8 protein-coding genes are annotated in these 13230 nt (G+C 61.9%); 4 read left to right on the forward strand and 4 right to left on the reverse strand.

Going from position 1 to position 13230, the window contains the following annotated elements:
• Positions 1-2: 2 nt before the first annotated feature.
• Both ACOJB8_RS14740 and ACOJB8_RS14745 read right to left on the reverse strand, forming a co-directional pair.
• Positions 3-3176 carry an efflux RND transporter permease subunit gene (locus ACOJB8_RS14740; protein WP_475013096.1) on the reverse strand — a complete coding sequence of 1058 codons (3174 nt, stop codon included), beginning with the start codon at positions 3174-3176 and terminating at the stop codon, positions 3-5.
• Positions 3173-4351 carry an efflux RND transporter periplasmic adaptor subunit gene (locus ACOJB8_RS14745; RefSeq protein WP_342946397.1) on the reverse strand — a complete coding sequence of 393 codons (1179 nt, stop codon included), beginning with the start codon at positions 4349-4351 and terminating at the stop codon, positions 3173-3175. Before ACOJB8_RS14745 ends, ACOJB8_RS14740 begins: the two co-directional genes overlap by 4 nt.
• A gap of 235 nt (positions 4352-4586) precedes the next feature.
• Here ACOJB8_RS14745 and ACOJB8_RS14750 point away from each other — a divergent pair, with 235 nt between their 5' ends.
• The gene (locus ACOJB8_RS14750; protein ID WP_069266299.1) at positions 4587-5267 is read left to right on the forward strand and encodes a TetR/AcrR family transcriptional regulator; all 681 of its coding nucleotides are present in this window, start codon (positions 4587-4589) and stop codon (positions 5265-5267) included.
• 25 nt (positions 5268-5292) lie between these two features.
• Here ACOJB8_RS14750 and ACOJB8_RS14755 read toward each other — a convergent pair whose 3' ends face one another.
• Complete coding sequence (locus ACOJB8_RS14755; RefSeq protein WP_069266298.1) at positions 5293-5475, reverse strand: hypothetical protein; 183 nt, start codon at positions 5473-5475, stop codon at positions 5293-5295.
• Between the two features lie 509 nt (positions 5476-5984).
• Between ACOJB8_RS14755 and ACOJB8_RS14760 the strand changes: the two genes are divergently transcribed.
• Positions 5985-7169 carry a porin gene (locus ACOJB8_RS14760; protein ID WP_342946398.1) on the forward strand — a complete coding sequence of 395 codons (1185 nt, stop codon included), beginning with the start codon at positions 5985-5987 and terminating at the stop codon, positions 7167-7169.
• Between the two features lie 221 nt (positions 7170-7390).
• Here ACOJB8_RS14760 and ACOJB8_RS14765 read toward each other — a convergent pair whose 3' ends face one another.
• Complete coding sequence (locus tag ACOJB8_RS14765; RefSeq protein ID WP_342946399.1) at positions 7391-8578, reverse strand: TIGR03118 family protein; 1188 nt, start codon at positions 8576-8578, stop codon at positions 7391-7393.
• Between the two features lie 394 nt (positions 8579-8972).
• On the opposite strand from ACOJB8_RS14765, the gene ACOJB8_RS14770 reads away from it, so the two are divergent.
• Together ACOJB8_RS14770 and ACOJB8_RS14775 are read left to right on the forward strand one after the other, a co-directional pair.
• Complete coding sequence (locus ACOJB8_RS14770) at positions 8973-10721, forward strand: hypothetical protein (protein WP_368618411.1); 1749 nt, start codon at positions 8973-8975, stop codon at positions 10719-10721.
• Between the two features lie 322 nt (positions 10722-11043).
• Entirely contained in the window at positions 11044-13218 is a 2175-nt protein-coding gene (locus ACOJB8_RS14775; RefSeq protein WP_368618410.1) for a TonB-dependent receptor, read from the forward strand.
• Positions 13219-13230: the final 12 nt, after the last annotated feature.

Raw genomic sequence — 13230 nt, forward strand, 5'->3', positions numbered from 1 at the left:
GATCAACCCTCGGTATGCTCGACGACGACCTGTTGCGCGCCGCGCTCGTCACGATGGACCCTGAAGCAGGTCGCATAGAGCGCGGGCAGGAAAAACACCGTCAGCAATGTGGCAACGGTGATGCCGCCCATTAGCGCGGTCGCCATCGGTCCGAAGAATCCGGAGCGAAGCAGCGGGATCAGTGCGAGCACGGCGGCGGCGGCCGTCAGCATGATCGGGCGGAAGCGCCGCGCGGTCGCCCCGATGATGGCGTCAAAGCGCGCGTGCCCCGCTGCGATGTCCTGATCGATCTGATCCACCAGAATCACGGAGTTACGCATGATGATGCCGAACATCGCGATCACGCCCAGCAAAGCGACGAAGCCAAACGGCTTGCCGAAAAGCAGCAGGGCCGCTACCACGCCAATCAGGCCCAGCGGCGCGGTCAGCACGACGATGAACGTGCGCGCGAAGTTCTTCAGCTGGATCATCAGAAGCGTCAGCACCGCGATGATCATCAGTGGCATTTCCGCGTTGATGGACGTCTGGCCCTTGACGCTTTCCTCGACCGCGCCGCCCACCTCGATGCGATAGCCGACCGGCAATTTGGCGCGCGCAGCGGCAAGCGCGTGCTCGATGTTGCGCGTCACGTCGATGGCCTGCGCGTCGCCGCGCACGTCAGCCTGCACGGTGATCGTCGGCTGGCGATCGCGTTCCCAGATCACGCCGTATTCGAGCCCGTCGCGCACATGGCCGAGCGAGCCGAGCGGAACCGGGCCGTTCGGTGTGGGGACGGCGAGGCTCGTGAGCTTTGCAGGATCGACGCGCTCGCTTTTCGGCGCACGCAGATCGACATCGATCAGCTTGTCGCCCTCGCGATATTGCGTGACCGTGTAGCCGGACAGCGTCATCGCGAGGAAGCTGGACACGTCCTGCGACGTCACGCCGAGCTGGCGCGCGCGGTTCTGGTCGATCTCAAACGAGATCGAGCGCTCGGCCGGCTCATCCCAGTCGAATTGCACGTTGCGCGTACGCGGGTCGGCACGGACCTGCTCCGCGACCGTCTCGGCGATCGAGTGCACCGTTGCAATGTCGTCTCCGCTCACGCGGAACTTGATCGGGAAGCCGACGGGCGGCCCGTTCTCGAGTCGTGCGACACGCGTGCGCTCGCCGGAGAAGTCCATTTCCAGTTTCGCGTCGAGCCAGTGCATCAGCTCCTCACGTGCCTCGACGTCCTTCGCGGTGATGACGAACTGTGCGAAGTTCGGCTGTTGCAATTGCTGGTCGAGCGGCAGATAGAAGCGCGGCGCACCGGTGCCAACGAAGTCGACGTAATGATCGATGCCAGGCCTGCCGTGCAGGACTTTTTCGAGGCGTTGCGCTTCACGCAGGGTGGCCTGATACGAGGCGCCTTCCGGCAGCCTCAGATCGACCAGCAGTTCTGGCCGCTCGGAGTTCGGGAAAAACTGCTGCGGCACGCGGGTGAACGCAATCATGGCAAGCGCGAACAGGCCGCCGGTGACGCCGAGCACGACCCAGCGCCGCTCGATGCACCATGACACCCAGCCCGACAGGCGGCGGTAGAAGCCCGTGTTGTACACCTCCTGCTCATCGCCATGGCCCGCGCCAGCATGAGCCTTGCGCTCGGGCAGCATATGAAAGCCCAGCAGTGGTACCAGTACGACCGCGGCGAACCACGAGACGATCAGCGCGATGGCCGACACCTCGAAGATCGAGCGCGTGTACTCACCCGTACTCGATTTTGCGAGCGCGATCGGCAGGAAGCCCGAGACCGTTACCAGGGTACCGGTCAGCATCGGAAACGCGGTGCTCGAATAGGCAAATGCTGCCGCGCGCATCCGGCTCCAGCCCTGCTCCAGCTTCACCGCCATCATTTCGACCGCAATGATCGCGTCGTCGACCAGCAGCCCCAGCGCAAGCACCAGGGTGCCGAGCGACACCTTATCCAGACCGATGCCGAACAGATGCATGCACAGCGCTGTCACGGCAAGCACGATCGGAATCGTGATCACGACCACCATGCCGGTTCGCAGACCGAGCGACACCAGGCTGACGACGAGCACGATCGCCACGGCTTCTCCGACCGAGCGCACGAACTCGTCCACAGAGTGCTTGACGGCGTGCGGCATGCTCGAAACCGGCACGAGCTTTAGCCCGGCCGGCAGTGTTGCCTGCAGTTCGGCCGTCTTCGCGTCGAGCGCCTTGCCAAGGTCGATCACGTCGCCGCCCTTTTGCATCGTAATGCCGATGCCGAGCACTGCCTGGCCACCCACACGCATCTGCGTGACGGGCGGATCGTCGTAGCCGCGTTTGATGCTCGCGACGTCGCCAAGGCGGAACGTCCGCTTGTTGACCGTGATCAGCATGTCCGCTAGCGCCTGTTCGTCCTTGAATGCGCCGCTTGGGCGCACGAACACGCGATCATCCGCCGTCGTGAAGGTGCCCACCGGCGCGACGGTATTCTGCGCGTCGATGGCCTGAGCCAGTTGCTGCGGCGAGATCGACAGGTTCGTCCGCCGCGCGTTCGAGATCTCGACAAAGATGTGCTGATCGGGGTCGCCGAAATAGTCGACCTTGGCGACGCCTGGGACGCGCAACAGCACCGTACGGAGCTTGTCCGCGTAGTCGTGTAGTTGCGCGGCAGAGAAACCATCCCCTTCGAGCGCGTAGAGGTTCGTGTAGACATCGCCGAACTCGTCGTTGAAGAACGGCCCGACGGTTCCCTTTGGAAGCGTTGCCGCGATATCGCCGACTTTCTTGCGGACCTGGTACCACGTCTCCGGGACTTCCTTGACCGGCGCGGAATCCTTCATCGCGAAAAAGATCATCGACTCGCCCGGCCGCGAGTAACTCTTGATGTTGTCGACATAGGGCGCAGCCTGCAACTGACGGCCGATGCGATCGGTGATCTGCTCCTGCACCTCGCGTGCGGTCGCGCCCGGCCAGTAGGTCTTGACGACCATCGTGCGGAACGTGAACGGCGGGTCTTCCGATTGCGCGAGGTGCACATAGCCGATCACACCGAAAAGCGTGGCGAGGCCGATCAGGAAGATCACGAGCTGCTGATGCCGCAGCGCCCAGGATGAGAGATTGAAGCCGGTTGCGTCGGCGGCTTCCTTGCCGGGAGCGCTGACGGGCGCGCTATGGCGGGTGTTTTCATGGTCGCGGGCGTTCATGTCGTGGGGTCCTCCTGACGCAGCGGAGGCACCACCTGCACATGCTCTCCCGAACTCACTGCATGCACGCCTTGCAACACGACCCGGTCGCCATCGTGCAAACCGGAAGCGATCGACACCGTGCGTTCGTCGAATCGATCAATCGTGACGGGGCGCAGCTCGAGCGTGTCGCTATCTTTGCGAACGACCCATACGGCAGCGTTTTCACCCTGATGGAAAAGCGCAGTCACCGGCAGCGTGTACGGCACGCTCGCAGCATCATCGGCTGCGACAGCGAAGCTCACGTTCGCCGTCATGCCGAGGCGTACTTCGGGACCCGGTGCGGTCAGGGTCAGCTTGATTCGCCACGTGCGGCTTTGGGAATCCGCGGCAGCGGACACCTCGCGCACGGTTGCATCGAACGACTTGCCGGGAAGCGCCGGCAACGACACGCGCGCCTTGTTGCCGACACTGAGCGCGTTGACGGTGCTTTCTGGCGCGTCGCAAACGATGTCTACATCGCCCGTCCAGTCGAGGTGGTACACGGCCTGGGTGGCCTGCACGTTCTGCCCGGTATCGACGTCTTCCGAGGTGATGACGCCATCGTGATCGGCCGTTAGCGTCGCGTAGCGCAGATGATCCGTCGCAAGCGCCATCTGCGCGAGAGCAGAGGTTCGCTGTGCGAGTGCGGAAGCATAGGCGTCCTGCGATTGCTCCAGTTGCGCGGTTGCGATGAGGTTCGCGCGTGCCTGTGCCTCATCGCGGTCAAGCTGCTGCTTCGCAAACACAAGGCGATGCTCCGCCGCATCGAGCTGCGCGCGCGCGTTGACGAGGTTGTTCTGCAAATCGGTCGGATCGAGCAGCGCGACGACCTGTCCGGCCTTCACCGTGTCGCCAATGCGCACGCGCCGTTCAATGACCTTGCCGCCGACGCGGAATGATAGCGGCGTGGAATAGCGTGCCTGCACCTGCGCCGGCAGTGACGCGCTGGCCACATGTCCGTCTGGATGAACAGCGCGTGCCACCACCGGCTTGGGCTCCGGCACGACGGCCTCTCGCTGATGGCATGCGCCAAGGAGGATCGCGCTGCACGCCGCGATGACAACGGGCAACCGGTGCGTCGGCTGGAACAGGGAAGAAATCGAGGGGCGCGCCTGTTTCGGCGCGACGGGTCCGGAAAGTTTCACGATGTTCAAAAGGCAGGTGATGAATCCAGGTGAAAAAGTCATCCGCGCGGACAGATGAGACGGTGCTTGGCCATGCCCTCCGCACGGATGACATTAGACCCATAACTGATATTATTGTCAACTATGAGATGTACATCTAAAATATGAAGAAACTGCGAATTGGGAGGCAGGATTGCCAGATGGCCCTAACCTGAGTGCGAGGCATCGGCCACCGATCAAGGGGCCGGGCGCGAGCCGCGCGCCGATGACGGGGCAATCGCCCCGTCGAGCCCGACGCAAGCACGAGACGCGTGTCCGGCTGCTCAACGCCGCATTCGTGCTGGTAGCGGAAAAGGGAATGGACGGCGTTACGATCAGCGAGATCACCGAGGCCGCCGACGTGGGTTTCGGCTCTTTCTACAATCACTTCGACTCGAAGGAAGGGATCTTCGCTGCTCTCGGCGACTGGCTTTTCGACGAATTCGGAAAGACGCTCGATCACGTTGTCAGCGGACTCTCCGACCCGGCAGAAGTGATCGCCGTATCGGTACGCCACACGCTCATGCGCGCCTGCCGTGAACCGGTCTGGGGACAACTGCTGATACGCGAAGGGCTGTCCGCGCGCGCGCTCAGCAGGGGGCTTGGTCAACGGCTATTGAGAGATACTGCGAAAGGGATTTCAGAAAAGCGCTTCACGGTGGCCGATGTCTTAATGTGCGTTATTTCAGTGATTGGCACTGTGCTCGCTGCGGTCGCTGCTGAGCTTGACCTGTCAGGGTCACCCAAGCCGGCGAATCGTTTGCGCAAGGTCCTCCGGACCCGAGCCGAACAGTTCGCCGAGGACACAGCGGCCATCGTTTTGCAGGCGTTCGGCCTCAAATACCTGGAGGCGGAGAGGATCGCCCGGTGCCCACTGCCCGCGACGTCACAGAACGTGATCGACTGACGGGAAGTGGCACTGCGCCAGGCCATCAATGCATACGCCCGCTCTTTAGCTCAAGCAGACGCTCCAGTTCCAGCAACGCGTCGCCCAGCACGTCAATAGCACTGTTGGGCGTGGACGCCGTCGCAGCACTGCGAAGCGCCTCCTGAACGATCTGATGGACGTTTTCCGGTTTCGCCTTACCGCTCCTGGCGATCAAATACTTTTCCACTAGTACTCCTATAGGTATAACGATAGGTGGCGCTGGAAAGTATATGTGCGTCAGACGTTGAAACGACGAACGCAATTGTCTGTTGTCGCTTCGCGAATCAACGGCCGCAGACTTAAGTCTGTTCACAATTGATCCCCGGCCTTAACGCGGTTCAACACTCAATGTCGTGCCCACGCCACCCGTTCTTGTCGCATACGGGTGAAAGCCGCCTTAAAAATCTGCTTAATTAATCGTTTGCAAATTTTCATGCAAGCAAGTCCCGTCCTCACTGAACCAAGGAAACGCCTACTTAACCAACGTTGTTGCGGTGGCACAACTCGTTATGGAAACGATACGTATGCCGGTCGTCTCGCCACAGGTCGCAAAGTCAAATCGCCGCTCAATTGCTGCAATTTGATGAAAGAACCCATTCTCTTGCAGCACTTATTTTCAAGGGCGATTCGGCTTCTGCGCCGGGCGCGGCTATAGACTGGCGCGATCGTTTCTCTCACGTCATCGAGTGGCATCTCATGAAGAAGATTTCCATTGCCGTCGCCGTTTGCGCAGCATCTGCAGCGTCCGCGGCCAGTGCTCAGAGCTCGGTCACCCTGTACGGCCTGATCGACGCGGGCATCTCCTATACGAACAACGTCCAGAACGGCGCGCCCAGCCACGGTAGCTCGCGCGTCGCACTCGCGAGCGGCAATATCAGCGGCAGCCGCTTCGGCCTGCGCGGCAGCGAGGACCTGGGCGGCGGTCTGCATGCGATCTTCGTGCTCGAAAACGGCTTCAACGTCAACAACGGCACACTCGGCCAGGGTGGTCGCATGTTCGGCCGTCAAGCGTTTGTCGGCCTGACCGGCGATCAATACGGCACCTTGACGATGGGGCGCCAGTATGACTCTATGGTCGATTACGTCTCGCCGCTGTCCGGCACCGCGGGCACGTTCGGCGACTCTGGCTTCGCGCACGTGTACGACAACGACAACCTGCAACATACTGTCCGCTTCAGCAACTCGGTGAAGTTTGCCAGTATCGACTACGCCGGCTTCAAGTTTGGCGGCATGTACGCATTCAGCAACAGCACCAGCTTCGCCGTCGATCGTGCGTACAGTGCTGGCGCGAGCTACAACAACGGCCCGCTGCGACTGGCAGCGGCCTATCTCCAGATCAACGGCTCGGCAGCGGCGAGCACCCCTGCCGGAACAGCGAACCAGAACGTTGCGGCCGACCCCAGCGAGTTCAAGGCGACCGCGGGCGGCGGCAACCTGACGGCGGATGTGCAGCGCACGGTCGGTGCAGGCATCGGCTATACGTTCGGCCCGGCGGCGGTCAACTTTGTCTATACGCACAGCCAGTACCAGAACACGTCCGCGTTCGGCCTGAACCCGGTGAGCGGTTCGACTCACTTCGACAACTATGAACTGAACGTCAAGTACGCACTCACGCCGGCGCTGAATCTTGGCCTCATGGATACTTTCACGGACGGTCATCTGAACGGAGTGAGCAAGTCGAACATCGGCTCCGATCCGAAGTGGAATCAGGTCAACGCGATTGCGCGCTACTCGCTGTCGAAGCGCACGGAAGTGTATGGAGAAGCGATGTACCAGCGCGCGATCGGTCACAACAACGTCGCAGTGATGTACAACGCCGGCGGTTTCTCGGCGACGAGCAATCAGGTGATGGCTGCGATCGGCATGCTGACCCGCTTCTAAGCGGCCGCCAGAACCTTCATACCGCGGCCACCGAGCCGGATTGTTGTACCCGGACTGCGAGACGAGGAATATCGCATTCGGCATTGGCGTAGAACATTGCCCGCCACGTTGGCGGGCAATTTTTTCATCAGCTGCCGCTGCGCGCTTACGGTTGCACAAGCTACGAGGTGGAGTCCTTCGGCTCAACTCGAATCGACATCACGGGGGAACCACGCTGCGGTTCATTGCCCGTTCTGAGCGGACGTTCGTCCTTTGGTGCCATTGACTGGCGCAATGATACCGAAGAGTCCATTGGACTCCTTGTTGGGCCCCGCCGAAAAGTACAGCGCGTCCGGGCTTGAATTGCGCCCGCCTCCGAGCGTCAGCGTCCACAGGCCGTCAATAGCCAGTGGATTGCCGAACTCATTCTCCAGTTGATCGACGAACGTGCCGTCGTTGTCGAAGACATTGATTCGGCCGTTGCCGAAGTTGCCAACGAGGATCTTCCCGCTGAAGCGCCCGAACGCAAACGACGCTCGCGTTACGCCCCAGGGCGAGTCGAGCGTCCCCTGGCTCGCAAAGCGGCGCAGCAGGTGGCCGTCGGTATCGAATACATCGACGAATCCATGACCGCGGCCTGCAACGTCGTCATGCTTCGGACCGTCTTGCTGCGCATAGGTGACGAAAAGGTCCCCGTCGATGTTCGCGATACCAAACGGGGCGTAGCCGGCCGGCATGTTCGGGTCGGCGAAGCCACCGTCGGTCGTCGCGGGCGTGAACAACCCGTTCGAACCGTTCGGTCCGAATACATCGATCCGGCCCGCACGGAAGTTCGTCGCAAAGAGGAATCCCCCTTGCGCGTTCACTCCGAAGACGAGCCCCTTGTAGACGGCCCCGCTGGCGGCGGAGGGATTGGATGAGTTATCGACCGCGATCACAGCATTGTTCGCCGGATTCAATCCACCGGCCCAGGCGGAAATCGTGCCGTCTTCGGTCGCGAAGATGAATACGGCCGGGATGTTGGTACCTGGGACGAGAAAAGACGACGAAGGATTCCAAACTATCCCCGTGGGTGCCGCGGGCGTGGGTTTCGGCGGATTGTTGGGAAAGACGGGATGGCAGGCGCCGGCCGGTATGACGTTGCCTGGCAGCGGGATGGAGACCTGCAGCGCCACCTTTGTGCCCTGGCCGTCATAGAGCGTGGAGCAGCCGGTGGCATTGTCGTTGATCCAGAACGGACTTCCTGCCGGACTAAAGGCGATACCCCAGGCGTTCTGCAGGACCCCGTCGACCTTCGGGGCAGAGCCTGCCAGGTTGGATACAAGCGGTGTGACGACGTAAGCTTCATCGGCAGCAGCATGCCCGATTGTGAAACCGGCGGCTAAGACGATCACGGCCGCCGCTTTGAGACCCCACGAGATCTGAGACATAACTTCCCTCCGCGTCTGACTGGCGAAATATCGCCGCAGGCTAAACGACCGCTGTACTTCAAATATTCCCGCTCGACGCAAAAAATTTCCGCCAGCCACCGCATCCACAAGCCGTCATCACCTGGCGCGTCTGCTTCCTCAACGCGGTTGTAAGCCTTGCGCCATGTTCGTGTCACGCCGGGGTGTGATTCTCCGCTGGCAACCGGGCAAGCGCACGTATTCAAACATCAACGCTCTGTGCCTGGCTCCGGTCGTTGCACGGTCGTCCGCCTCAATTCCGTAAGCCAACATGTCTGCCTCCGGTTCGGTTCACCGTTCCGAGGCCCGGCCGCGTATTGAATCAGGACTGCTACTTTTAAACCGATAACATCTATCCAATGAGAATGAGGGGAACATGAGCAATACGACTTTGCGCCTGCTGCCTATCGCCGCCATCGCCTCGGTTTTGTGCGCATGTGGCGGTTCGAACCACAACAGCACTCCCGCCAGCACGTCGAACGCATCGACCGGCCCCTATACCGCGGGCAATCTGCTGGTGTCGCGCTCGGTCTACGACGCGGGCTTCACCGTGGCGGGCCAACTGCCGAACAACGGCAATCCTGAAGGCACGGGCACGGCCGCTGCGGCGGTCACCGCGGTGACGCCGGGCGGCTTCCCGAACGTATTTACGAATGATGCGAACGACCCCAACTTCGGCGTCACGGCCGAGATCTATCTCGACCAATGGGCGCCGGGCGCCACCAGCGCCGCGCAGACCACGGACATCACGGCAATGGCCAGGCAGAGCGGCTTCGACTTCTCGACGAGCTTCCCGTCGAAATCGGAACTTGGCATGAACGTCTCGCTCGACAAGAGCGCGATCACGTTCATGGGCTACAACGCGCCTATCGATCAGGTCGACATTTCGAACTCGAACACGCCGGGCGTGATCGATCCGACCAACACCGACGTGGCCGCACCGACCTACCGCACGGTCGCGCAGCTGAACCTCGCCAGCAACACGCTGTCGTTCACGCGCACCAACGCCTACGCAGGCAACAACGGCCGCGCAGCGGTGCTCGCCAACGGCATGTACTACATGGTCGGCAACGCAGGCAACTCGGGCTCGAACCCGAACCCGACCTACGGCACGCTCGACACCCTGACGATGGACACCGGTGTCCAGAGCATCGTGCCCGGTAGCGCCTGCGCCTTCACGCAGGTCATTGGCGCATTCAATACGGGCAACGGCAGCACCTACACGCCGGCCGCTGCAGGCACCGCGTGCTCGCTCGCGAGCCTCGGCACCATCACGGACTCGCTTTCGGCCCAGGTGTTCAGCAAGAAGACCAACGCTGGCGGCAACCAGTTCGGCTTTACGCTCGCCTCGGTTGCCGGCCAGGTGTTCGACAAGACCGGCAAGGACGACAATCTGCGCGGCCTCTTCGTCGATCCGAACGGCACGATGTATGTGTCGAAGGGCAGCGGCGGCAACGGCGTGAACACGGTCTACCAGGTCGGCGCGGCAGGTGCGCTCGCCAACGGTGGCAAGCTCCCGCAGAACGCGTCGATGACCATCGTGCCGGGCTTCCCGACCACGAGCGCGGCCACGCTCACCGCCTCCTCGGCCACGACCACGCCGCCGGCATGGACGCTTTCGCAGGGCGTGGGTTACCCGTTCGGTATGTGGGTGCCGTCGAACAACACGAACCTCATGTTCGTGGCCGACGAAGGCGATGGCGGCACCAGCGCGTACGCACCGAGCGGCAGCGGCGGCCTGTGGGTGTACCAGCAGTCGGGCGGCACGTGGACGGCGATCGCGCACATCACGCAAGGCCTGAACCTGGGCCAGCCTTATACGATCACCGACACAGCCGGCACCTACGGCACCGCGGGCGCGAACTACACGACTACGCCGGACGGTCTGCGCAACGTCACGGGCCAGATCAATAGCGATGGTTCGTACACGCTTTACGCGGTCACCTCGACGATCGGCAACAGCCTCGGCACGACGTTCGACGCAGGCGCCGACTCGAACCAGCTCGTTACGCTCAAGCTGAGCGTGAGCGGTCAGACGGTCACGACGAGCGGCTTCACCGTCATGCAGACCGCCCCGTACGGCCAGGTGCTGCGCGGCGTAACGCTCGTTCCGGCGAAATCGTAAGCTGAGCAAGCGCAGGCGTCCGCAGGTGCTTAAAAAATAGCGACAAGACGGCCTCCTCCTCGAGCGAGGCCGTTTTTCATGGTGGCGTAAGCAATGTAAGCAGTTCTTCCTGGAACTGAAACACTTCCCCTTCACAATCCCTTGCTTTTCGGTGCGCGCGCAACAATCGACGCGACCGGAAAAGCCAGTTTTTCCCACGCCTCTCATTCCCGCCCCGACTCCTTAACTTCGTAAGATTGCCATCACGGTCGATTAACTCCTTGTGCATACGATTGCAGCGTTACTCAAGCAGAGCGTCAATCGAAAGCAAGGACTACTACGGATGACACACCCTCACCCGCGGCTGCGCAGAAAGCCGCTTGCACAACTCATTCTGGCTTCGCTTTGCACGACGGGCGCCCCGCTCGCCTTCGCGCAATCCAGCGGAGATCTCGGCTCCGTTCAGAGCACCGCGACTTCATCAGCCGCCGTGAGCGACACCGGCGCATCGTCCAACCCGCAGTCGGCTCCCGCGCAAGCGCCCACACAGGGCTCGCTCACCGCGACCGAGCCGAAGTCGATCATCAACCGGAATTACATCCAGAACAGCACACCGCCCACGTCGAACTACAGCGACATCCTGCAGATCGCACCGAGCGTTTCGAGCATCAACCCGAACGGCCCGGGCCTCATGGAAACCCAGAGCCTGTCGATCCGCGGGTTCCAGGACGGCCAGTACAACGTGACGTTCGACGGCATTCCGTTCGGCGACTCGAACGACTTCACGCACCATTCGACGTCGTTCTTCAGCTCGCAGACGATCGGCAGCCTTGCCGTCGACCGCGGCCCCGGTGACGCTTCGCAAATCGGCTTCGCTACGTTCGGCGGCACTGTCGCCATCACGTCGATCGAGCCGTCGCTCACGCCCGCTTTCAGCGTGCTGGGTTCGTACGGCAGCTGGAACACCTGGCTCGCGGGGGCGCAGTTCAATACCGGCGACCTCCAGCAATGGGGCGATGCGCGCGCCGTGGTCGGCTACAACCACTCCAGCAGCGACGGGTATCTGAACGATGTCGGGCAGCGGCGCGACAATGTCTATTTCAAGCTCGACAAACCGATCGGCGACAACACGGTCGTCACGCTGTTCGCAACCTACAACCGGATCTACCAGAACACGTCGCTCGGCGCGACGGCGGCGCAGATCCGCGAATTCGGCCCCAACTTCGCGCTGAACAACGACCCGACGAGCCAGGCCTACTCAGGCTACAACTTCGACCGCATCAATACCGACTTCGAGTACATCGGAGTGCAAACGTTACTGGGCGGCTGGAAACTCGACAACAAGCTGTACACGTACGGCTATTACCACGACGGCTTCAACGGCCTCGACCCCAACGGCGAGACGCCGAACGGCACCAGCTTCGGCCCGAACAACGTGCCGGCCACGCAGATGGCCAACAACTATCGCGCGTTTGGCGACGTGTTCAACGCACAGCGGGAACTCGGCCCCGGCACGCTGCAGATGGGCGGCTGGCTCACGCATCAGTCGAACTTCCGCGACAACATGAACGTGGACGCCTCGCTGAACTTCGCGCTCGAGCAGTTGAACTTCACGATGCACGACGATCTGCTCACGTTCCAGCCGTATATCCAGTACGCGTGGAAGCTGCCGTACGGGCTCACGCTCACGCCCGGCGTGAAGTACGTGTCGTTTAGCCGGAGCATCGACTCGCCGCTCAATCAGAAGACCGGCGAGCCGCTGGACTTCAGCCATACGTGGTCGAAGGTGCTTCCTTCCGTCACGCTGCACGATCAGATCAACCGCAACTGGAGCGCCTATGTGCAGTACGCTCAGGGCTTTCTCGCGCCGAATCTGAACGTTTTCTACGTGCCGGACCCTTCGGCATCGGGACAGCCCGACCCCGAGCGTACCGACAACTACCAGATCGGCACGACCTGGAAGTCGGACCGCTTTACGGTATCCGCCGACCTCTACTACATCAACTTCCGCAACGCCGTGACGAGCACGACGATCGGCGGCAATACGATCTTCTCTAACGCCGGTGGCGCGGTCTACAAGGGCTTCGAGACCGAAGCGACGTTCTACGCCGGCTACGGCTTCAGCCTGTACGGCAACCTGACCTTCAATTCGGCGAAGCAGAAGAGCACCGGCGACTGGATGCCGAATGCGCCGCAACAAACGGCCGCGCTTGGCGTGATCTACGACCGCGGCCCGCTGCACGGCTCACTCATAGGCAAGTTCGTCGGCCACCAGTATGGCGATACCGGCAACCAGCAGCCCATTGGCGGCTACATGGTCACGAATCTCGCCGGCGCGTACACGATCAAGTCGCCGACTACCTGGATGCGCAACACGCGAATCGGCCTCGAGATCGACAACCTCTTCAACCGGACGAGCATCAACGGGCTCGCAGGCTACACCGTCGCGGACAACACGCCGCTTTACTGGACCATTCCGGGTCGCGCGGTCTTCGCGACGGTGTCCACCGACTTTTAACTTTGACTGGAG

The sequence above is a fragment of the Paraburkholderia sp. BR10141 genome (assembly GCF_056155635.1).

Coding starts and splice junctions, on each gene's coding strand:
- ACOJB8_RS14740 (WP_475013096.1), bottom strand. CDS start 3,176: ATGAACGCCCGCGACCATGAAAACACCCGCCATAGCGCGCCCGTCAGC.
- ACOJB8_RS14750 (WP_069266299.1), top strand. CDS start 4,587: ATGACGGGGCAATCGCCCCGTCGAGCCCGACGCAAGCACGAGACGCGT.
- ACOJB8_RS14760 (WP_342946398.1), top strand. CDS start 5,985: ATGAAGAAGATTTCCATTGCCGTCGCCGTTTGCGCAGCATCTGCAGCG.
- ACOJB8_RS14765 (WP_342946399.1), bottom strand. CDS start 8,578: ATGTCTCAGATCTCGTGGGGTCTCAAAGCGGCGGCCGTGATCGTCTTA.
- ACOJB8_RS14770 (WP_368618411.1), top strand. CDS start 8,973: ATGAGCAATACGACTTTGCGCCTGCTGCCTATCGCCGCCATCGCCTCG.
- ACOJB8_RS14775 (WP_368618410.1), top strand. CDS start 11,044: ATGACACACCCTCACCCGCGGCTGCGCAGAAAGCCGCTTGCACAACTC.